We start from the raw sequence: 19,942 nt of genomic DNA on the forward strand, positions 1-19,942 counted from the left end.
AAATGCTTGCACAAAGCTTGGAATACCATAATATGATATTCCATAGACCGAACGCTTTCGCCAAGTGCGCCCGTCAGGGAAAGCACCAACAACAGCCCTTGGCACGGTCGCCTTTAGGGGCCTCGATTAGAGGCGCCGATAGACCTACTGCTCCCGATAGGCGGGCATTACCAAGCCCGCTCAATAACAAAACAAATGAGGGCGTGAAAATGGTGTTGAACAAACGTGCAACTGCGGTGCTGTTCGCGGGCTTGCTGGCGACGGCCAGCCACGCGGCCATGGCAGCCGAAAGCGTCAATTTCGTCAGCTGGGGCGGCAGCACCCAGGATGCGCAGAAGCAGGCGTGGGCCGATCCTTTCAGCAAGGCCAGCGGCATCACCGTGGTCCAGGATGGCCCAACCGACTACGGCAAACTCAAGGCCATGGTCGAAAGCGGCAACGTGCAGTGGGACGTGGTGGATGTCGAAGCCGACTTCGCCCTGCGCGCCGCCGCCGAAGGCCTGCTCGAGCCCCTCGATTTCTCGGTGATCCAGCGCGACAAGATCGACCCGCGTTTCGTCTCCGACCATGGCGTCGGTTCGTTCTTCTTCTCCTTCGTGCTCGGCTATAACGAAGGCAAGCTCGGCGCCGGCAAACCGCAGGACTGGAGCGCCTTGTTCGATACCAAGACCTACCCCGGCAAACGCGCCCTCTATAAATGGCCAAGCCCAGGCGTGCTGGAACTGGCGCTGCTGGCCGACGGTGTTGCAGCCGACAAGCTCTACCCCCTGGACCTGGACCGCGCCTTCAAAAAACTCGACACCATCAAGAAAGACATCGTCTGGTGGGGCGGCGGCGCGCAGTCGCAACAGTTGCTGGCCTCCGGTGAAGTCAGCATGGGCCAGTTCTGGAACGGCCGCATCCACGCCTTGCAGGAAGACGGCGCACCGGTGGGCGTGAGCTGGAAGCAGAACCTGGTGATGGCCGACATTCTCGTGGTGCCTAAAGGCTCGAAAAACAAAGCCGCCGCGATGAAGTTCCTGGCCAATGCCAGCAGCGCCAAGGGCCAGGCGGATTTCTCCAACCTGACCGCCTACGCGCCGGTGAACATCGACAGCGTGCAGCGCCTGGATTCGGTCCTGGCGCCCAACCTGCCGACGGCCTACGCAAAGGATCAGATCACCCTCGATTTCGCCTACTGGGCCAAGAACGGTCCGGCCATTGCGACACGGTGGAATGAATGGCTAGTCAAATGAAAATGACGGCAACCACGCCGACCGGAGGCGCCCTCGGCGCCTGCGGTACAGTTGGCGCCAAGGCCGGGACGCCGTCCCTGGCGCAGCGTTGGCGCGGGTCGAGCAACCTGATCCCGGCGTTGCTGTTCCTCGGCTTGTTCTTCCTGGCGCCGCTGATCGGCCTGCTGCTGCGCGGCGTGCTGGAGCCGGTGCCGGGCCTGGGCAACTACGAACAGCTGTTCGCCAACTCGGCGTATGCGCGGGTGCTGCTCAATACCTTTTCGGTGGCCGGCCTGGTGACGCTGTTCAGCCTGCTGCTGGGCTTTCCGCTGGCCTGGGCGATTACCCTGGTGCCCCGCGGCTGGGGCCGCTGGATCCTGAATATCGTGCTGTTGTCGATGTGGACCAGCCTGCTCGCCCGCACCTATTCCTGGCTGGTATTGCTGCAAGCCTCGGGAGTGATCAACAAGGCGCTGATGGCCATGGGCATCATCGATCAACCGCTGGAAATGGTGCATAACCTCACCGGCGTGGTGATCGGCATGAGCTACATCATGATTCCGTTCATCGTGTTGCCGCTGCAGGCGACCATGCAGGCCATCGACCCGATGATCCTGCAGGCCGGTTCCATCTGTGGCGCCAGCCCTTGGACCAACTTCTTCCGGGTGTTCCTGCCGCTGTGCCGGCCGGGGTTGTTTTCCGGTGGGTTGATGGTGTTCGTGATGTCCCTCGGTTACTACGTCACCCCGGCCCTGCTGGGCGGTGCGCAGAACATGATGCTGCCCGAGTTCATCATTCAGCAGGTGCAATCATTCCTCAATTGGGGCCTGGCCAGTGCCGGTGCGGCGTTGCTGATTTTCATCACGCTGGTGCTGTTCTACTTCTACCTGAAGCTCCAGCCGGAACCCCCGGTTGGCGCCAGCAACGCGAGGTAAGCCGTCATGCTCCTGACCCCCAACGCCATGAGCCGCAGGATGCGCCTGGGCCTCTACACCACCACCGGTTTGATTGGCCTGTTCCTGCTCTTGCCGATCGTGTTTATCGTGCTGCTGTCGTTCGGCTCGTCGCAATGGCTGGTGTTCCCGCCACCCGGCTGGACGCTGAAATGGTACGGCCAGTTCTTCTCCAACCCCGACTGGATGAACGCGGCGATGGCCAGCCTCAAGGTGGCGGTGCTGACCACGTTCTTCGCCGTCGCGCTGGGGCTGCCGACGGCCTTTGCCCTGGTGCGCGGGCGCTTCCCCGGCCGCGAGCTGCTCTACGGCCTGTTCACCCTGCCGATGATCGTGCCGCTGGTGATCATCGCCGTGGCGGTGTACGCGCTGTTCCTCAAGCTCGGCTACACCGGCACGATGTTCGCCTTTGTGGTCAGCCATGTGATTGTCGCGCTGCCGTTCACCATCATCTCGATCATCAACTCGCTGAAGCTGTTCGACCAGTCGATTGAAGACGCCGCGGTGATCTGCGGCGCCTCGCGCTTGCAGGCGGTGTTCAAGGTGACCTTCCCGGCGATTCGCCCAGGCATGGTGGCCGGTGCGCTGTTCGCGTTTCTTGTCTCGTGGGACGAAGTGGTGCTCAGCGTGATGATGGCCAGCCCGACCCTGCAAACCCTTCCCGTCAAAATGTGGACCACCCTGCGCCAGGACCTGACGCCTGTGATCGCCGTCGCCTCGACGTTGCTGATCGGCCTCTCGGTGCTGGTCATGGTGATTGCCGCCGCCATTCGTCGGCGCACTGAAACCAGCGCCTAAGCGCCCAGGAGCAGAACATGAGTGCAGTGATCCAAGATGTGCGCAACCCGGGCCAACCCCTGGTCAGCCTGCGCAACCTGAACAAGTACTACGGCGACTTTGCCGCCGTGGACAATATCTCCCTGGACATCCAGGACGGCGAGTTCCTCACCTTCCTCGGCTCCAGCGGCTCGGGCAAGAGCACCACCCTGTCGATGCTCGCCGGCTTTGAAACGCCGAGCAGCGGCGAGATCCTGGTGAGCGGGCAATCCCTGGTCAACGTGCCGCCGCACAAGCGCGACATCGGCATGGTGTTCCAACGCTACTCGCTGTTCCCGCACTTGTCGGTGCGCGACAACATCGCCTTTCCCCTGGCCATCCGCAAACTGGCCAGCGCCGAACGCGAGAAACGCGTCGACGCCATGCTCAAGCTGGTACAGCTTGAGCAATTTGCGCATCGCCGCCCTTCGCAGCTTTCCGGCGGCCAGCAACAACGCGTCGCCATCGCCCGCGCGCTGGTGTACGAGCCGCGAATCCTGCTGATGGACGAACCCCTGGGCGCTCTCGACAAGAAGCTGCGTGAAGACCTGCAGGACGAACTGCGCCAATTGCACCGGCGCCTGGGCATCACCATCGTCTACGTGACCCACGACCAGGAAGAAGCCATGCGCCTGTCCCAGCGCATCGCGATTTTCAGCCACGGCAAGATTGTCGGCCTGGGCAGCGGTTTCGACCTGTACCAGAACCCGCCGAACGCGTTTGTCGCCTCGTTCCTCGGCAACTCCAACTTCCTCAAGCTCAAGGCCCAGGGCAATGCGGCGGCGGCGTTCGAAGGCAAGTCGCTGTCGATCCGCCTGACCAGCGGGCTGCGCACCGAGCAGGATGTATTGCTGATGGTGCGCCCGGAAAAGGCCCTGGCGCTGAGCGTCGAACAGGCCGCCGAGCAACCGTTGGCGGCGGGCTGGAATGAGGTCTCGGCGATTGTCGGGGAGGTGTTGTTTCTGGGCGAGAGCCAGACGTGCGCGGTGAAGACCCTGAGCGGTACGTCGATGACGGTCAAGGCGCTCTCGGCGGCCGGCATGCCGCTGAAAACCGGTGACCCGGTGCGCGTACGCTGGGCGACGGCGGATGCGTGTGTGTATACGCAGTGGGCGGAGAGTGATCTGAACAAGGCCGCCGGGGCGCATTGAGTCACCCTTGGGCCGCCACAGCGCCGGATTGTGGCGGCCAATGACGATTGCTTATCTGCTCAAAAACAACGCAAATCGAATGTGGGAGGGGGCTTGCCCCCGATAGCGGTGGGTCAGCTACAGACAAGCTAACTGACAGGCCGCCATCGAGGGCAAGCCCCCTCCCACATTTTGAGCTGCGTTTACTCAGGGGAAAGGATCAGTGGTTGTAGGCCCGCTCGTTGTGCTCGGCGAGGTCGAGTCCCATGTCTTCCACCGATTCATGGGCACGCAAGCCGACCAGTGCATTGACTACCTTGAGGATGATCCAGCTGATCACGAAGCAGTACACGGTGGTCAGCAAGACGCCTTTGATCTGCGCGACCACCTGGGCGCCCATGGTCACGCCTTCCACCAGGCCGCCCATGGACGGTACGCAGAACACGCCGGTGAGCACCGCGCCGATCATGCCGCCGATGCCGTGCAGGCCGAACACGTCGAGGCTGTCGTCATAGCCGAAGCGGCGCTTCAATACCGTCACGCTCAGGTAGCAGAACACCCCGCACAACAAACCGATGGCCAACGCACCGCCGACACCCACATAGGCGCATGCCGGGGTGATCCCCACCAGACCGGCCAACGCGCCGCTGGCCAGGCCGAGGGCGCTGGGCTTGCCGACCTTGAACCATTCGGTGAACATCCAGCCGAGAATCCCGGCGCAGGCGCCCAACTGAGTGTTGAGCATGACGATGCCCGAGGTGCCGCTCAGGCCGCCGCCGGAGCCGATATTAAAGCCGAACCAGCCGACCCAGAGCATCGCCGCGCCGGCCATGGTCAGGCTGAGGTTGTGCGCAGGCATCGGCGTGTTCTGGTAGCCACGGCGTTTGCCGAGGATCAGGCAGGCGGCGAGCGCGGCCACACCGGCATTGATGTGCACGGCGGTGCCGCCGGCAAAATCGAGCACGCCCCAGTTATGCATCAAGGCCCCCGAACCACCCCAGACCATATGCGCCACCGGGGCATACACCAGGGTGAACCACAGGGCCATGAACAGCAGCGCCGCCGAGAATTTCATGCGCTCGGCAAAGGCGCCGGCGATCAGCGCCGGAGTGATGATGGCGAAGGTCATCTGGAAGGTCACGAACACCCCTTCCGGAATCTCTCCCACCAGGCTGTCCGGGGTCATGCCCGCAAGGAACGCGCGACTCAAGCCGCCGACAAAACTGTTGAATGTCACCTGCCCTTCGACCATGCCGGTGGTGTCGACCACCATGCTGTAGCCGTAGACCACCCACAGCACGCCCACCAACCCGGCGATGCCGAAGCATTGGGTGAACAACGACAGCATGTTCTTTGCGCGGACCAGGCCGCCGTAGAACAGCGCGAGCCCCGGCAAACACATGAACAACACCAGCACGGCGGCGGTGATCATCCAGGCGGTGCTGCCGGTGTTCAGGGTGGGAGCGTCGGCGGCCTGGGCCAAGGGTGCGAAGGCACCGGCCGCCAGTAACGCGCAAAGGGATTTGCCAAGAAGACGATTGACCATGTTCAAAGCTCCTGCAAAAGAAATGGGAAGTGCCTGGTGTAGTGAGCGGGCTTGCCCCGCGCTGGGTGGCGAAGCCGCCCCAATAAAGCCGCCGCATTCATTGAGGTAGAAATGCGACGGTTGGTTTAAGGGCGGCTTCGCCCCCCAACGCGGGGCAAGCCCGCTCACTACAGAGGCACGCTAGTAACCGGAACCCGGGATCCAACGGGTCCCCGCCAACGGCACGCGGGCCATGGCGGCCGATTCCACCGTCAGCGCCACCAGGTCCTCGGGGTCGAGGTTGTGCAGGTGCGACTTGCCGCACGCACGGGCCATGGTCTGCGCTTCCAGCACCATCACCCGCAGGTAGTTGGCCAACCGCCGCCCGCCTTCCACCGGTTCGAGGCGCTTGGACAGCTCCGGGTCCTGGGTGGTGATGCCGGCCGGGTCGCGGCCGTTCTGCCAGTCGTCGTAGAAGCCGGCGGCCGAGCCGATCTTTTTCAGTTCCGCGTCCAGCCGTGGGTGGTTATCGCCCAGGGCAATCAGCGCCGCCGTGCCGATGGCGACCGCATCCGCGCCCATCGCCATGGCCTTGGCCACATCGGCACCGTTACGAATCCCGCCCGAGACGATCAACTGCACCTTGCGGTGCATGCCCATCTCCTGCAAAGCCTGTACCGCTTGCGGGATGGCCGACAGAATCGGTATGCCGACGTGTTCGATAAACACTTCCTGAGTGGCGGCGGTACCGCCTTGCATGCCGTCGAGCACGATCACATCGGCACCGGCCTTGACCGCCAGCTTGACGTCGTAATATGGCCGGCTGGCGCCGATTTTCACGTAGATCGGTTTTTCCCAATCGGTGATCTCACGCAGCTCGGCAATCTTGATCGCCAGGTCATCCGGGCCGGTCCAGTCCGGATGCCGGCAGGCGCTGCGCTGGTCCACGCCGATCGGCAACGTGCGCATGCCGGCCACGCGTTCGGTGACTTTCATGCCGAGCAACATGCCGCCACCGCCGGGCTTGGCGCCCTGGCCGAGGACGATCTCGATGGCGTCGGCCTTGCGCAGGTCATCCGGGTTCATGCCGTAGCGCGACGGCAGGTACTGATACACCAGGTGCTGGGACTGGCCGCGCTCTTCCGGGGTCATGCCGCCGTCGCCGGTGGTGGTGCTGGTACCGGCGATGGTCGCGCCACGGCCCAGGGCCTCCTTGGCATTGGCCGACAGCGCACCGAAGCTCATGCCGGCGATGGTCACCGGGATCTTCAGGTGAATCGGTTTCTTGGCGAAGCGGTTGCCGAGGATCACATCGGTGCCGCACTTCTCGCGATAGCCTTCCAGCGGATAGCGCGACACGCTGGCGCCCAGCAGCAGCAAGTCATCGAAGTGCGGCAGCTTGCGCTTGGTGCCGCCGCCGCGAATGTCGTAGATGCCGGTTTCGGCGGCGCGCTGGATTTCCTGGATGGTCAGGCGGTCGAAAGTGGCCGACTCGCGCAGGACCGGAGGGGTTTGTTCAGTCATGGCATAGCTCCTAGATCAGTACGCGGAGGCGTTATCGACTTTGAAGTTGTAGAGCTGACGGGCCGAGCCGTAGCGCTTGAAGTCCGCCGCCTGGTGGGCGAAACCGGCGCGGTCGAGCAGTTCCTGCAGCTCGTGCAAGTGTTCACTGCGCATCTCCTTCTCGACGCAGTCCGAGCCCAGGGACTCCACCGTGCCTTTGACGTAGATATGGGTTTCATACAGCGAATCACCCAGCGCATCGCCGGCATCGCCGCACACCACCAGGCGCCCGGCCTGGCCCATGAAGCAGCTCATATGGCCGATGCTGCCGCCGACGACGATGTCGATGCCCTTCATGGAAATCCCGCAGCGGGCGCCCGCGTCGCCTTCAATCACCAGCAAACCGCCATGGGCCGTGGCCCCGGCGGCCTGGGAAGCGCTGCCTTTGACGCGCACCGAGCCAGACATCATGTTCTCGGCGCAGCCCACGCCGACATTGCCGTGCACGGTGATCGACGCCTGCTGGTTCATGCCCGCGCAGTAGTAGCCGGCGTGGCCCTCGATATCGATGGACACCGGCTGGTTCACGCCCACGGCAAGGTTGTGCTTGCCGTTGGAATGGGTGACGCGCCATTCGTTGTCGATGACCTGCGCATGCAGCGCCTGGTTGAGGTCACGCACAGTGGCAGTGGAAAGATCGATGGTTTTCATGTGTGCGCTCCTTAAGCTGACTGGCGTTCCCAGATGTACAACGTGGCCGGTGCCGGCTCCCAGATCCGTGCGTTCTCGATGCCCGGCAGGCTCGACAGCGCCTGGTACTCGGAAGCCATGGCCACGTAGTCGTCGGTCTCGGCGAGGATCGCCGGCTTGCAGGCAATCGGATCACGGATCACCGCAAAGCCATTGCGCGTGCCGATAGCGAAGGTGAAGAAACCGTCGAGGTCTTCCAACGAATGGTCCAGCGCTTCTTTGAGCGAGTCGCCCTGCTGCAGGCGCCAGGTCAGGTAGCCGGCGGCGACTTCGGTGTCGTTGTCGGTTTCGAAATGGATGCCTTCGCGCTTGAGTTCCTGGCGCAGGCGGAAGTGGTTCGAGAGCGAGCCGTTGTGCACCAGGCACAGGTCGGCACCGGTGGAAAACGGGTGGCTGCCTTCCATGGTCACCGCACTTTCAGTGGCCATGCGGGTGTGGCCGATGATGTGGCTGCCCTGCATGCTCGCCAGGCCGAAACGCTGGGAAATCTCCTGCGGCAAGCCCATGCCCTTGAGGATCTCGATGCTCTGCCCGGCACTCATGATGCGCACGCTCGGCGCCAGTTCGGCCAGGACCAGGCGCACCGGGGCTTCGGCCGCATGGATTTTAAGTACAGCGGCGCTGGCGTTCTGGAACCAGTCCAGCGAGCAGCCGAGGCGCCCTTCCAGTTCACCCATCAAGCCTTTCCAGTCGAAGGCTTCGGTGGTGGCTTGCAGGGTCAGCTTGACCCAGCCATCGGCGACTTCATCGCCGTAGATGGCGAAGCCCGCGCTGTCCGGGCCACGGTCGGTCATGGCCTGCAGCATGGGTTCAAAGAGCTTGCCGAGCTGGGGTTCCAGCCGGGGATTTTTCAGGTACAGGCCTACGATTCCACACATAACAAGTCTCCGTCACACGGTGTCAGAAAAATTCGGTATAGCGCTGGATTTCCCAGTCGCTGACATGGCGGCTGTACTCCACCCACTCCATGCGCTTGAGCTTGATGAACTCGCCCACGATCTGCGGGCCGAGCACTTCGGCAAAGAGCGGGTCGGCTTCCAGCGCATCGCAGGCTTCCTTGAGCGATTGCGGCAGGGTCTTGATCCCGCGCTCGGCGATCTGCTCAAGGCTCAGGCTGTAGAGGTTTTCGTTGCAGACGTGGTCGATTTCCAGCTGGCGGTCGATGCCGTCCAGGCCCGCGGCGATAATCGCGGCGCTGACCAGATAGGGGTTGCAGCCGGCATCCGGCAGGCGAAATTCCAGGCGCCCGTAAGGCACGCGCACCATCGCCGAACGGTTGTTGGCGCCAAACGCGATGAACGCCGGGGCCCAGGTGGCGCCGGACAACGAATTGCCCACCACCAGGCGCTTGTAGGAGTTGACGGTCGGCGCGGCGAACGCGCACAGCGCCGGGCCGTGGGCGAGCAACCCGGCCGCGAAGTGGTAAGCCAGTTTCGACAGGCCCATGCCGCTCGGATCGCCGGCGTCATGGAACAGGTTGTTGTTATCAAAGCTGCTGATCGACAGGTGAAAGTGCATGCCGTTGCCGGCGCGTTTCGGGTCGGGCTTGGGCATGAACGAACAGATCATGCCCAGGTCATTGGCGATCTCGCCGGCGGCCATGCGGAAGAAGGTGAAACGGTCGGCCGAGGTCAGGGCGTCGCTGTAGGTGTAGTTGATTTCGAATTGGCCGTTGGCGTCTTCGTGGTCAATCTGATAGACCTCGAAATCCACGGCCTGCAAGGCTTCGGTCAGGCGCTCGAGGAACACCCGCGAGCGCGACAGGCCCTTGTAGTCGTAGCAAGGCTTGTCGAGGTTGTCGCTGGGGTCCACCAACTGCAACTTGCCCTGCTCGTCGCGGCGCATCAGGTTGAATTCGGGTTCAAGACCGGTATTGAGCGTCCAGCCCTTGTCCTGCAGGCGCTGCACTTGTTGCTGCAACACGTAGCGACTGTCATAGGGATGGGGCTTGCCGTCGACATGGCCGACGCACACCACGCGCCCGTACCCCGGCTGCCAGGGCACCGGGGTCAGCGTGGCCAGGTCGCCCCGCGCCATGAAGTCCGGCCCGTGGGGTTCCATGCCCATGCCGCTGATGGCAAAGCCTGCAAACCCCGCGCCCTCCTCGGCTACCGTCTTGAGCCCGCAGATGGGCACCGACTTGGTCTTGGCCGCACCGTGTATATCCACAAACTGCGCAAGCACGTACTTGATCCCGTGCTTGTCGATGATGCGCTGGGTTTCTGCTGGCAACATTGCGTGTCACTCCTGGCGAAAGGCAAAACCGTGTGGGTGGGCCTAGCCTGTCTTTTTATTCCTAAAAAGAAAGTTAGTTTCTCTACAGGAATGCAATACCCTTGCCAGATTCGCGAGCGAGCGTTTGATGTGCCGGTGAAAGCGCTTTTGTGCTGTATATATGGGAAAATTCTTTTCCCCGCAGGAATACGTATAGCGGGGCGGCCTTCAAGCGCCAGACCTTGCACTTTCCCAGTGCGAAAAAAATATTACCGAACGGAAACCGTGCAGGAGCCGATGATCATGTCCACCGAAACCGCCCCGCGCCTCAAACTCGAGCAATACCTGGGGCTGCAGATCAAACGCCAGCGCCAGGCCCAGGACCTGAAGCTGTCCGACGTGGCGAAGATTGCGGATATCAGCCAGGGCATGTTGAGCAAGATCGAAAACGCCCAGGTCTCCACCAGCCTCGATACGCTGAGCCGTTTATGCGATGTGCTCGGGTTGCCTTTGTCGAAGTTGTTCAGCGAATACGACCAGCAGGATGGCAGCGCCTTGCTGGTCAAGGCCGACCAGGGCATGGAAGTGGTACGTCGGGGGACCGAGAAGGGGCATACCTATCACCTGCTCAACCATACGCGCGGGCCGAAGAAGAGTTTCGAGGCGTATATGGTCAGCATGGATGACGCCAGCGAAGAGTTCCCGACGTTTTCCCACCCGGGGACTGAGTTCCTGCATTTACTGGAAGGCGAGTTGATTTACCGGCATGGCAACCAGCTGTATCGGATGGAAGCTGGGGACAGCCTGACGTTTGAGGGGGAGATTCCCCATGGGCCGGAGGAATTGGTGCAGGTGCCCATCCGGTTGTTGTCGATCATGAACTACGGCAACGACAAGGAATAGCGGACTGATTGATGGCTGCTTTTCTGTGGGAGCTGGCTTGCCTGCGATGCAGGCACCTCGGTCTGCCAGTGGCACCCTGTCGATGCCATCGCAGCATAGGTATCTACACAATTTTCTAAGGCTGACAAATCTCTGTAGTGAGCAGGCTTGTCCCGCGCTGGGCTGCGAAGCAGCCCCAAACCAGGCGACCGGATTCTACCTGAAGCTCGGCGATGCCTTTATTGGGGCGGCTTCGCCACCCAGCGCGGGACAAGCCCGCTCACTACAAAGTTGCGTAGATACCTATGGCCATCGCAGGCAAGCCAGCTTCCGCACTTGATCTCATTCAACCAAATAGAACCTCATAAATTTCCCACCAGTTAAAAAACTTTCCTAAAAGTTCTAGACGGCCCGCCCTCAATCCCCTATAAAGCCACCTCAGGAATATTTTATTCCTAACAAGAAAATGCGCTCATGGAACGAGCCCGCTGTCCTCAGACATTTTTTCGCTATGCGATGAGCTGCCGCCATCATCCCGAGGACGTGTCATGCAACACGAAAAAAACCATTTCATCATCAAGGTCACCTGTCCCGCGGTGTCCGGCATCGTCGCTGCCGTTACCACTTACCTCGCGGACAACGGGTGCTACATCGGGGAGATGGCGCAGTTCGACGACGACTTCAGCGGCCGCTTTTTCATGCGCGCCGTGTTCCGCTTCAACGATGGCCACGAAGGCGACCTGCAACAGATCAAAGACGGTTTCGCCGATGTCGCCCAGGCCTTCGACATGCGCTGGGAACTGCACGACACCCGCGAACCCATGCGCGTGATGCTCATGGTCAGCAAGTTCGACCACTGCCTCACCGACCTGCTCTACCGCCACCACAAGGGCGAGATGGACATGACCATCACCGCCATCGTCTCCAACCACCTCGACCTGCGGCCCATGGCCGAGCGCGAGGGCATCCGCTTTATCTACCTGCCGGTGAACAAGGACAACAAAGCCGCGCAGGAAGCCGAGCTGATGAAGATCGTCGACGACACCCGCACCGAGCTGGTGGTGCTGGCGCGCTACATGCAGATCCTCTCCGACGACCTGTGCCGGCAACTGTCGGGGCGCGCGATCAATATTCACCACTCGTTCCTGCCCGGTTTCAAAGGCGCCAAGCCCTACCACCAGGCGTATCAACGGGGCGTGAAGCTGATCGGCGCCACCGCGCACTACGTCACCAGCGACCTGGATGAGGGCCCGATCATCGAACAGCAAGTGCAGCGCGTGGACCATGTGTACAAGCCGGACGACCTGGTCGCTATCGGGCGTGACACCGAAACCGTGGCCCTGTCCAAAGCGGTCAAGTACCACCTGGAACACCGGGTGTTTCTCAACCAGGACAGAACGGTGGTGTTCCGGTGAGCGCACAATTGATCGACGGCAAAGCCGCCGCCGCCCGCGTGCTGCTGCAAGTGCGCGAGGACGTGAAGCGCCTGCGCGAGCAGGCGATTGAGCCGGCACTGGCGGTGATCCTGGTGGGCCACGATCCGGCCAGCCAAGTCTACGTGCGCAACAAGATCCTGCGCGCCGAAGAGGTGGGCATCCGATCCGTGGAGCACCGCTTGCCCAGCGACACCAGCACCGAGCAGCTGTTGATCCTGATCGGCCAACTGAACGCCGATCCGGCGATTAACGGCGTCCTTCTGCAATTGCCGCTGCCGGCGCAGATGGACGAATTCCGTGCCCTGGAGGCCATCGCGCCGCACAAGGACGTGGACGGTTTCCACAGCCAGAACGTCGGGGGCCTCAGCCAGGGGCGCACAGTGCTGACGCCGTGCACCCCCAGCGGTTGCCTGTATCTGCTGGAACACACCTGCGGCGACCTGCGCGGCAAACACGCCGTGGTCATCGGCCGCTCGAACATCGTCGGCAAACCCATGGCCGCCCTGCTGCTCAAGGCGCACTGTTCGGTCACCGTCGTGCATTCGCGCAGCCACAACGCCCAGGCGCTGTGCCGGCAGGCCGATATCGTGATCGCCGCCGTGGGCCGCGCGCGCTTGATCGACGTCAGCTGGCTCAAGCCCGGCGCGGTGGTGATCGACGTCGGTATCAACCGGATCGACGAGAACGGCCGCAGCCGCCTGGTGGGCGATGTCGACTTCGACGCCGCCCTGCCCCATGTCGCCGCCATCACCCCGGTACCCGGCGGTGTCGGCCCGATGACCATTGCCTTTCTGATGAAAAACACTGTGACCGCAGCCCTTGCGCAACATCACGCCTTACGCAGCCAATCGGAGGCCGTATGCCATTCAATCTATTGAAATACGGGCTGAGTTCCGAATACCCGGTGGAGGTGGACCTGCCACCGCCCAAAGAACTCAAGGCCAGCTATGACGTGGTGATCATCGGCGCCGGTGGCCATGGGCTGGCAACCGCCTACTACCTGGCCAAGTATCACGGCATTACCAGTATCGCGGTGCTGGAAAAGGGCTACCTGGGCGGCGGCAATACCGCACGCAACACGGCCGTGATTCGCTCCAATTACCTCACCAGCGAGGGTGTGCGTTTCTATGCCGAGTCGGTGAAGATGTTCCAGTCGCTGTCTAACGAATTCGATTTCAACATCATGTATTCCGAGCGCGGCCAACTGACCCTGGCCCACACCGATGCCACGGTGCGTTCGTTCCGCCAGCGCGCCGAGGTCAACAAGCACTTCGGCGGCCGCACCGAAATGATCGACCGCCAGCAGATCCGCGAGCTGGTGCCCAGCCTGAACCTCGACCCCGGCCACTTGCCGGTGATCGCCGGGCTCTGGCATATCGACGGCGCCACCGCACGTCATGATGCCGTGGCCTGGGGCTACGCCAAGCAGGCCGCCAAGCGCGGAGTGGAAATCCATCAGCTCACCGAAGTGCAGGACCTGGTGATCGAAAACGGCGCCATCACTGCCGTGAAGACCAATCGCGGCACCATTCAATGCGGTTGCGCCGTGCAGGCGATTGCCGGGCACAGCTCATTGCTGATGGCCAAGGCCGGCATTCGCTCGCCGATCCAGACCTTCCCGTTGCAAGCGATGGTCACCCAGCCGTTCAAGCCGTTCCTCGACCCGCTGGTGAGTTCCTCGGCCCTGCACTGTTACGTGCAGCAAACCAGCCGCGGCGAAGTGGTGTTCGGCGGCGGTTCAGACCCTTACCCGCTGTTCAACACGCGCTCGACCCTGGACCTCAAGGAAAGCCTGCTGGCCCATGCCATCGAAATGTTCCCGTTCCTGGCCAACGCCAAGTTGATGCGCCAGTGGGCCGGGATCACCGACATGACCCCCGACTACAGCCCGATCATGGGCCTGTCGCCGGTAAAGCATTACTACCTCGACGCAGGTTGGGGCACCTGGGGCTTCAAAGCCACGCCGATCTGCGGCAAGACCATGGCCGAGCTGGTCGCCAGCGGCGGCAAGGTGCCGGAGCTGATCAAGCCGTTCGGCCTCGAACGGTTCGAGGCCTTCGCGCAAGTCAACGAAATGGGCGCCACGGCGGCCAGCCACTGATGGAGAGCGGACTATGAAAATCATGACGTGCCCGCTCAACGGGCCGCGCAATATCAGCGAGTTCACCTACGGCGGTGAGTTCAAGCCGATGCCCGACCCGGTCAACTGCAGCGATGCGCAATGGGCCGACTACGTGTTCAACACCGACAACCTCGCCGGCGTGGTGCGCGAATGGTGGATGCACACGCCGTCCAGTTACTGGTTCCTCGCCGAACGCCACACCGTCACCGACGAAATCCAGCGCACCTTCGATCCCAAGGAACTGTTCAGCCGCCGCGTCGACTTCAACACTGCCAAGGAGATCGCCGGATGAACCGCCTCCCCGCCCCGATGGGCTTGCTGATCCAGCGTGACCAAGCCCTTGAGTTCAGCTTCGACGGCCAACCCTTCCAAGGCTTGCAAGGCGACAGCATCGCCAGCGCCTTGCTCGCCAACGGGCGTTTCCTGATCTCCCGTTCGTTCAAATACCACCGTCCGCGCGGCCCGCTGACCATGGCCGGCCAGGACGCCAACAGCCTGGTGCAGCTGCCTTGCGAACCCAACGTATTGGCCGATGCTCATGCGCTGACTCAAGGCCTGGCAGTGAGCGCGCAGAACGTCAACGGCTCGCTGGACAACGACAAGGATGCCTACCTGGGCAAGTTCTCCAAGTTCATGCCGGTGGGTTTCTACTACCGCTCGTTCTACAAGCCCAAGGGCATGTGGAAAGTGTGGGAGCCGATCATCCGCAAGAAGGCCGGCCTGGGCGTGCTCGACCTGACTTTCCAGCCTGAGTACTACGACAAGGCCTATCTGTTTACCGACCTCGCGGTGATCGGCGCCGGCCCTGCGGGCTTGCAGGCGGCCCTGACCGCCGCGAAAGCCGGAGCCAAGGTGCTGCTGATCGAGCAGCAGCCGATTCTGGGCGGTTCGCTGACCTATGCGCGCTTCGATATCGCCGGCACCCGCGCCGACACCTTGCGCGGCGAGCTACTGAACGCGGTACAGCAACACGCCAATATCCGGGTGCTGACCGAGGCCACCTGCAACGCTTGGTTCACCGACAACTACCTGCCGGTGATCCAGGGGAAACGCATGTACAAGGTGCGCGCGCAGCAGTGCCTGGTGTGCAGCGGGTCGTTCGACCAACCGGTGATCTTCCGCAACAACGACCTGCCGGGGGTGATGCTGACCAGCGCCGCGCAACGCCTGATGAAACTCTACGCGGTCAAGCCCGGCAAGCGCGCGGTGGTGCTCACCGGCAACGACGACGGCTACCTCGCCGCCCTCGACCTGCACGACCAGGGTGTGGACGTGGCCGCGGTGATCGACCTGCGCCACGCGCCGGCCGACCAAGCCCTGGCGGGCGCCCTGGCCCAGCGCAAGATCCCTTGCCTGGGCAACAGCACGGTGTTCGAGGCGTTGCATGAAAAAGGCCTGCGCCATGTCAAAGGCGTGGATGTACGTCAGATCACCGGCCAGGGCCAGGTCAGCGGCAGTGGGCAAGTGATCGACTGCGACCTGCTGTGCATGTCCGGCGGCTACATGCCGGTCTATCAACTGCTGTGCCAGGCCGGCGGCAAGCTGGCCTATGACGACTCGCGGGCGGAGTTCAGCCTCAATGGCCTGCCGCGCAATCTGGGCGTGGCCGGTTCCGTACACGGTCGGCATCAACTGGACAATGTGCTGGCGGATGCGACCAACGCCGCCGCCGACAGCCTGCGCGCCCTCGGTTTGAACAGCGCCAGCTCGCCTGCAGCGCTGCGCAGCGAAGCCCCGGTCAACTTCAACTGGCCGATCTTCCCCCACCCCAAGGGCAAGGATTTCGTCGACTTCGATGAAGACCTGCAAGTGGCGGACATCGTCAACGCCACCCGCATCGGCTACCGCGATGTGCAACTGGTCAAGCGCTACTCCACCGTCGGCATGGGCCCGTCCCAGGGGCGCCACTCGGCGCTGCCGACCGCACGGCTGGTGGCCTGGGCGACCCAGCGCAATATCAGTGAAACCGGTGTGACCACCGCACGGCCGCCGTTCGTGGCGGAAAAACTCGCGCATGTCGCAGGCCGTGCGTTCGACCCCTACCGACAAACGCCGATGCACACGCGGCATGTGCAAGCCGGGGCGAAGATGATGCCCGCCGGCATCTGGCAGCGCCCGGCGTACTACGGCAAGGCCCAGGACCGCGAGGCCTGCATGCAGGCCGAAGCGCTGCACGTGCGCAACAAGGTCGGGCTGATCGACGTGTCGACCCTTGGCGGCCTCGATATACGCGGCCCGGACGCCGCCGAGTTGCTCAACCGCCTGTACACCTTTGCCTTCCTCAAGCAACCGGTGGGCCGTTCGCGTTATGCGCTGATGACCAATGAGCACGGGGTGGTGATCGACGACGGCGTGTGCGCCAGGCTGGCCGACCACCACTTCTACGTCACCGCCACCACCAGCGGCGTCGACCGTATCTACCAGCAGATGCTCAAGTGGAACGCACAGTGGCGCCTGGACGTGGATGTGGCCAACGTTACCGCCGCGATCTGTGCGGTGAACGTGGCCGGGCCGGATTCGCGCAAGGTGCTGGAGCAGGTCTGCAGCGACCTCGACCTCAGCGCCGAGGGCTTCCCCTATCTGGGCGTGCGCCAGGGCACGGTGGCCGGGATCAAGGCGCGCTTGCTGCGGGTCGGTTTTGTCGGCGAACTGGGCTATGAAATCCACGTGCCCGCGCGCCACGGCCTGGCGCTGTGGGATGCCTTGATCGCAACCGGCAAGGCCTTTGACATCCGCCCCTTCGGCGTCGAAACCCAGCGCCTGCTGCGCCTGGAAAAAGGCCATGTGATCATCAGCCAGGACACCGACGGCATGACCCACCCGGCGGAAATCGACATGGGCTGGGCGGTCAGCCGTAACAAGCCATTCTTCGTCGGTCGCCGCTCGGTGGACATCCTCGAAGCCCAGCCACTCAAGCGCAAACTGGTCGGCTTCACCTTGCCCAAGGGCAGCCTGCAACCGTTGGAAGGCCATCTGGTACTCAACGGCCCCGATATCAGCGGCAACGTCACCTCCTGCGAATATTCCAGCCAATTGGGCCGGATCATCGGCCTGGCCTACGCCGGGATCGACCAGAGCACGCCGGGGCAACGCATTCCCATTCGCGTCGAGGGCGGCATTGTCGTCCAGGCCCAGGTGGTGCAGTTGCCATTCTTCGACCCTACCAACCAACGCCAGGAGGGTTAAGCCATGACCCGTCTGAAAGACCACGACTTGATCACACCCTGCCGCCTGATCGACCAGACCGCCCTGCCCCGGGTCGGCTTTCGCGGCACGCAAAGCGCCGAGTACCTCGGCGCGCGCGGGTTCAGCCTGCCGGGCGCGCCCAACCAGGCAACCGCGCAGGCCGATGGCAGCTGGGTAGCGCGCCTGTCACAGAGCGAATACCTGTTGCTGGGCAGCCCCACGGACCAAGGCCAACGCATCGCCGATGAAGAAGCGCGCTGGGAACTGGGCCCCCTTGCCAACTACTTGCTGCCGCGCCAGGACAGCCACGCGTGTGTGCTGCTCAGTGGTGGTGTGATCAGTCAGGTGATGGCCAAGCTGTGTGGCGTCGACTTAAGCCACCCGGCCTTTAAGCCGGGCGCAGTGGCACAGACCTCGGTGGCCCGCACCAACGCGATCGTCATCCACACGGGAAGCGCTGAAGCGCCGGCGTTTCATATCCTGTGGGATCGCGCTTCGAAGGAATATTTTGAAGGTGCATTGCTGGATGCATTGAAGGAGTTTGGCGGAGATAGCCTGGCTTGAAGTCGATCGAGGTCAAACCTGTGGGAGCGGGCTTGCTCGCGAAAGCGGTCTGTCAGTGATAGATAAATTGACTGAGCCACCGCTTTCGCGAGCAAGCCCGCTCCCACACTGGATAGCGCATAAGCCAGGATCAGTCGGTGTAACCCAAGCGCGCCGCCCTGCTCCTCTGGGTGTGTTGACGTGTCGCCAGGCAGTAATACAACGGACACGTCACCACCAACCCCACCAGCCACGACAGGTCCGCGCCTTCCACCAGGTTGGCCCACGGCCCCACATACAACGATGTATTGGCAAACGGCAGTTGCACGATGATCCCGATGAAATACGCCACGATCGCATGCAGGTTAAACCGCCCGTACACCCCGCCATCCGCCTGGAAAATCGAGGCAATGTCATACACCCCGCGCTTGATGACGTAGAAATCGATCAGGTTGATCGAGGCCCACGGCACCAGCACCAGCAACAGCGCAAGAATCAACCCGATGAATTGCGCGATGAAGTCCGCCGATGCGCCCAGCGCCACCAAGCAGCAACCCGTGAGGATCACGCCCGACAGCACCACGCGCACCTTGATACTGGGGGTCCAGCGGCTGGCGAAGGTCTGGATCGAGGTGATGATCGAGAGCACCGCGCCGTACAGGTTCAGGGCGTTGTGGCTGATGATATTGAGCAAAAACAGCACCATCAGGATCGGCCCCAGCGCGCCGGTGGCTTGTTTGACCGCCATCATGGCTTCGGTGCCTTCCGGTGTCGCCAGCGCCGCCACCAAGCCGAAGGCGAACGACAGGATGGTGCCCAGGGTTGCGCCCAGGTAGGTGGCGACAAACGGCCGGGTGATGCCGATGTCCGCCGGCAGGTAGCGCGAATAGTCACTGGTGTAGGGCGAGAAACTGATCTGCCAGATCACCCCCAGCGACACCGTGGCCAGCCAGCCGGCGGCGTTGAAGCCGCCGCGGGTGAGAAAGTCCGCCGGCAGCTCATGGGCAAAGATATAGACAAAACCGGCGAGCAACGCGCTGCCCATCACCCAGGTGCCGATGCGGTTCAAGGTATGGATAAAGCGGTAGCCGATCACGCCGATGGCCGTGGCGCTGAGGGCGCCGATCAGGATGCTCGCCGGCACCGGCATCGAGGGCACGATACCGACGATGGATTTGCCGGCCAGCACGATATTGGAAATGAAAAAGCCGACGTAGATCAACGCCGCGAAAAACACGATCAGCAGCGCGCCGTAGCGCCCGAACTGGCCGCGACTCTGCACCATCTGCGGGATGCCCATGCGTGGGCCCTGGGCCGAGGCAAGGGCAATCACCACACCGCCAAGCAGATGCCCGAGGGCAATCGCCAGCAGCCCCCACATCAGGTTGAGGTGAAACACCTGGGCCACCATCGCGCCGGTGACGATGGGCAGCGGCGCGATATTGGTACTGAACCACAACGTGAACAGGTCGCGGGCCTTCCCGTGGCGCTCTGCGAGGGGGACGTAATCGACCGTGTGATGCTCGATCAGGGGGTCTTGCCGGGACATCTGAGGCATAGGAATAACTCGCGTTTGTCTGATCTTATAGTTGTTTGACGCCAACCGAGGGCGCTCTACGGCTGCCCCTCAGATGAACACCATATTATGGTATTCCAACATTTTAACAA

The 19,942-nt window shown here is 62.7% G+C and carries 17 protein-coding genes; 11 read left to right on the forward strand and 6 right to left on the reverse strand.

Annotation, left to right across the window (positions count from 1 at the left end):
* Window positions 1-209 precede the first annotated feature (209 nt).
* From BLL36_RS25415 to BLL36_RS25430, 4 genes are read left to right on the forward strand one after another with little or no spacing between them, the layout of a single operon-like run.
* Window positions 210-1,235 (forward strand): ABC transporter substrate-binding protein, encoded by a 1,026-nt coding sequence (locus BLL36_RS25415; RefSeq protein ID WP_076954356.1) that lies wholly within the window; start codon window positions 210-212, stop codon window positions 1,233-1,235.
* Window positions 1,220-2,149, forward strand: coding sequence for an ABC transporter permease (locus BLL36_RS25420; RefSeq protein ID WP_394329501.1), 930 nt, complete (start codon window positions 1,220-1,222; stop codon window positions 2,147-2,149). The genes BLL36_RS25415 and BLL36_RS25420 overlap by 16 nt, the downstream gene beginning before the upstream one ends.
* Before the next feature lie 6 nt (window positions 2,150-2,155).
* Window positions 2,156-2,965 (forward strand): ABC transporter permease, encoded by an 810-nt coding sequence (locus BLL36_RS25425; RefSeq protein ID WP_076954358.1) that lies wholly within the window; start codon window positions 2,156-2,158, stop codon window positions 2,963-2,965.
* A 17-nt stretch (window positions 2,966-2,982) separates the two neighbouring features.
* Window positions 2,983-4,134: an ABC transporter ATP-binding protein gene (locus tag BLL36_RS25430; RefSeq protein WP_076954359.1), complete on the forward strand. Its 1,152-nt coding sequence runs from the start codon at window positions 2,983-2,985 to the stop codon at window positions 4,132-4,134.
* Between the two features lie 199 nt (window positions 4,135-4,333).
* On the opposite strand, the gene BLL36_RS25435 is transcribed toward BLL36_RS25430, so the two are convergent.
* From BLL36_RS25435 to glnT, 5 genes are all read right to left on the reverse strand, one after another.
* A complete protein-coding gene (locus tag BLL36_RS25435; RefSeq protein ID WP_076954360.1) occupies window positions 4,334-5,659 on the reverse strand; it encodes an ammonium transporter in 1,326 nt (441 codons plus the stop codon).
* A 180-nt stretch (window positions 5,660-5,839) separates the two neighbouring features.
* Window positions 5,840-7,162 carry an FMN-binding glutamate synthase family protein gene (locus BLL36_RS25440; protein ID WP_076954361.1) on the reverse strand — a complete coding sequence of 441 codons (1,323 nt, stop codon included), beginning with the start codon at window positions 7,160-7,162 and terminating at the stop codon, window positions 5,840-5,842.
* Window positions 7,163-7,177: 15 nt separating this feature from the next.
* Window positions 7,178-7,852: a GltB/FmdC/FwdC-like GXGXG domain-containing protein gene (locus tag BLL36_RS25445; protein WP_076954362.1), complete on the reverse strand. Its 675-nt coding sequence runs from the start codon at window positions 7,850-7,852 to the stop codon at window positions 7,178-7,180.
* Window positions 7,853-7,863: 11 nt separating this feature from the next.
* Window positions 7,864-8,769, reverse strand: a complete 906-nt coding sequence (locus BLL36_RS25450; RefSeq protein ID WP_076954363.1) for a class II glutamine amidotransferase — start codon at window positions 8,767-8,769, stop codon at window positions 7,864-7,866.
* A 22-nt stretch (window positions 8,770-8,791) separates the two neighbouring features.
* Complete coding sequence (glnT, locus tag BLL36_RS25455) at window positions 8,792-10,126, reverse strand: type III glutamate--ammonia ligase (RefSeq protein ID WP_076954364.1); 1,335 nt, start codon at window positions 10,124-10,126, stop codon at window positions 8,792-8,794.
* Between the two features lie 282 nt (window positions 10,127-10,408).
* Here glnT and BLL36_RS25460 point away from each other — a divergent pair, with 282 nt between their 5' ends.
* From BLL36_RS25460 to BLL36_RS25490, 7 genes are all read left to right on the forward strand, one after another.
* Window positions 10,409-11,008, forward strand: a complete 600-nt coding sequence (locus BLL36_RS25460) for a helix-turn-helix domain-containing protein (protein ID WP_076954444.1) — start codon at window positions 10,409-10,411, stop codon at window positions 11,006-11,008.
* A gap of 527 nt (window positions 11,009-11,535) precedes the next feature.
* Window positions 11,536-12,402, forward strand: coding sequence for a formyltetrahydrofolate deformylase (gene purU / locus BLL36_RS25465; RefSeq protein WP_076954365.1), 867 nt, complete (start codon window positions 11,536-11,538; stop codon window positions 12,400-12,402).
* Window positions 12,399-13,301 (forward strand): bifunctional methylenetetrahydrofolate dehydrogenase/methenyltetrahydrofolate cyclohydrolase FolD, encoded by a 903-nt coding sequence (gene folD / locus BLL36_RS25470; protein WP_076954366.1) that lies wholly within the window; start codon window positions 12,399-12,401, stop codon window positions 13,299-13,301. Before purU ends, folD begins: the two co-directional genes overlap by 4 nt.
* Window positions 13,283-14,524: an FAD-dependent oxidoreductase gene (locus BLL36_RS25475; protein ID WP_076954367.1), complete on the forward strand. Its 1,242-nt coding sequence runs from the start codon at window positions 13,283-13,285 to the stop codon at window positions 14,522-14,524. Before folD ends, BLL36_RS25475 begins: the two co-directional genes overlap by 19 nt.
* Before the next feature lie 13 nt (window positions 14,525-14,537).
* Window positions 14,538-14,837, forward strand: a complete 300-nt coding sequence (locus BLL36_RS25480; RefSeq protein ID WP_076954368.1) for a sarcosine oxidase subunit delta — start codon at window positions 14,538-14,540, stop codon at window positions 14,835-14,837.
* Window positions 14,834-17,731: a 2Fe-2S iron-sulfur cluster-binding protein gene (locus tag BLL36_RS25485; protein WP_076954369.1), complete on the forward strand. Its 2,898-nt coding sequence runs from the start codon at window positions 14,834-14,836 to the stop codon at window positions 17,729-17,731. The genes BLL36_RS25480 and BLL36_RS25485 overlap by 4 nt, the downstream gene beginning before the upstream one ends.
* Window positions 17,732-17,734: 3 nt before the next feature.
* The gene (locus BLL36_RS25490; protein ID WP_076954370.1) at window positions 17,735-18,295 is read left to right on the forward strand and encodes an aminomethyltransferase family protein; all 561 of its coding nucleotides are present in this window, start codon (window positions 17,735-17,737) and stop codon (window positions 18,293-18,295) included.
* A 130-nt stretch (window positions 18,296-18,425) separates the two neighbouring features.
* On the opposite strand, the gene BLL36_RS25495 is transcribed toward BLL36_RS25490, so the two are convergent.
* Window positions 18,426-19,832, reverse strand: coding sequence for a purine-cytosine permease family protein (locus tag BLL36_RS25495; protein WP_076954371.1), 1,407 nt, complete (start codon window positions 19,830-19,832; stop codon window positions 18,426-18,428).
* Window positions 19,833-19,942 lie beyond the last annotated feature (110 nt).

The sequence above is a fragment of the Pseudomonas cedrina subsp. cedrina genome (genome assembly GCF_001983175.1).
In the GTDB taxonomy this organism is placed as follows: domain Bacteria; phylum Pseudomonadota; class Gammaproteobacteria; order Pseudomonadales; family Pseudomonadaceae; genus Aquipseudomonas; species Aquipseudomonas cedrina.

What these genes read in the sequence shown, in the direction of transcription:
- BLL36_RS25425 (WP_076954358.1), top strand. Translation starts at nt 2,156, where the DNA reads ATGCTCCTGACCCCCAACGCCATGAGCCGCAGGATGCGCCTGGGCCTC.
- BLL36_RS25450 (WP_076954363.1), bottom strand. Translation starts at nt 8,769, where the DNA reads ATGTGTGGAATCGTAGGCCTGTACCTGAAAAATCCCCGGCTGGAACCC.
- BLL36_RS25440 (WP_076954361.1), bottom strand. Translation starts at nt 7,162, where the DNA reads ATGACTGAACAAACCCCTCCGGTCCTGCGCGAGTCGGCCACTTTCGAC.
- BLL36_RS25475 (WP_076954367.1), top strand. Translation starts at nt 13,283, where the DNA reads ATGCCATTCAATCTATTGAAATACGGGCTGAGTTCCGAATACCCGGTG.
- BLL36_RS25460 (WP_076954444.1), top strand. Translation starts at nt 10,409, where the DNA reads ATGTCCACCGAAACCGCCCCGCGCCTCAAACTCGAGCAATACCTGGGG.
- BLL36_RS25415 (WP_076954356.1), top strand. Translation starts at nt 210, where the DNA reads ATGGTGTTGAACAAACGTGCAACTGCGGTGCTGTTCGCGGGCTTGCTG.
- BLL36_RS25490 (WP_076954370.1), top strand. Translation starts at nt 17,735, where the DNA reads ATGACCCGTCTGAAAGACCACGACTTGATCACACCCTGCCGCCTGATC.
- glnT (WP_076954364.1), bottom strand. Translation starts at nt 10,126, where the DNA reads ATGTTGCCAGCAGAAACCCAGCGCATCATCGACAAGCACGGGATCAAG.
- BLL36_RS25430 (WP_076954359.1), top strand. Translation starts at nt 2,983, where the DNA reads ATGAGTGCAGTGATCCAAGATGTGCGCAACCCGGGCCAACCCCTGGTC.
- BLL36_RS25495 (WP_076954371.1), bottom strand. Translation starts at nt 19,832, where the DNA reads ATGCCTCAGATGTCCCGGCAAGACCCCCTGATCGAGCATCACACGGTC.
- purU (WP_076954365.1), top strand. Translation starts at nt 11,536, where the DNA reads ATGCAACACGAAAAAAACCATTTCATCATCAAGGTCACCTGTCCCGCG.
- BLL36_RS25420 (WP_394329501.1), top strand. Translation starts at nt 1,220, where the DNA reads ATGGCTAGTCAAATGAAAATGACGGCAACCACGCCGACCGGAGGCGCC.
- BLL36_RS25445 (WP_076954362.1), bottom strand. Translation starts at nt 7,852, where the DNA reads ATGAAAACCATCGATCTTTCCACTGCCACTGTGCGTGACCTCAACCAG.
- BLL36_RS25435 (WP_076954360.1), bottom strand. Translation starts at nt 5,659, where the DNA reads ATGGTCAATCGTCTTCTTGGCAAATCCCTTTGCGCGTTACTGGCGGCC.
- BLL36_RS25485 (WP_076954369.1), top strand. Translation starts at nt 14,834, where the DNA reads ATGAACCGCCTCCCCGCCCCGATGGGCTTGCTGATCCAGCGTGACCAA.
- BLL36_RS25480 (WP_076954368.1), top strand. Translation starts at nt 14,538, where the DNA reads ATGAAAATCATGACGTGCCCGCTCAACGGGCCGCGCAATATCAGCGAG.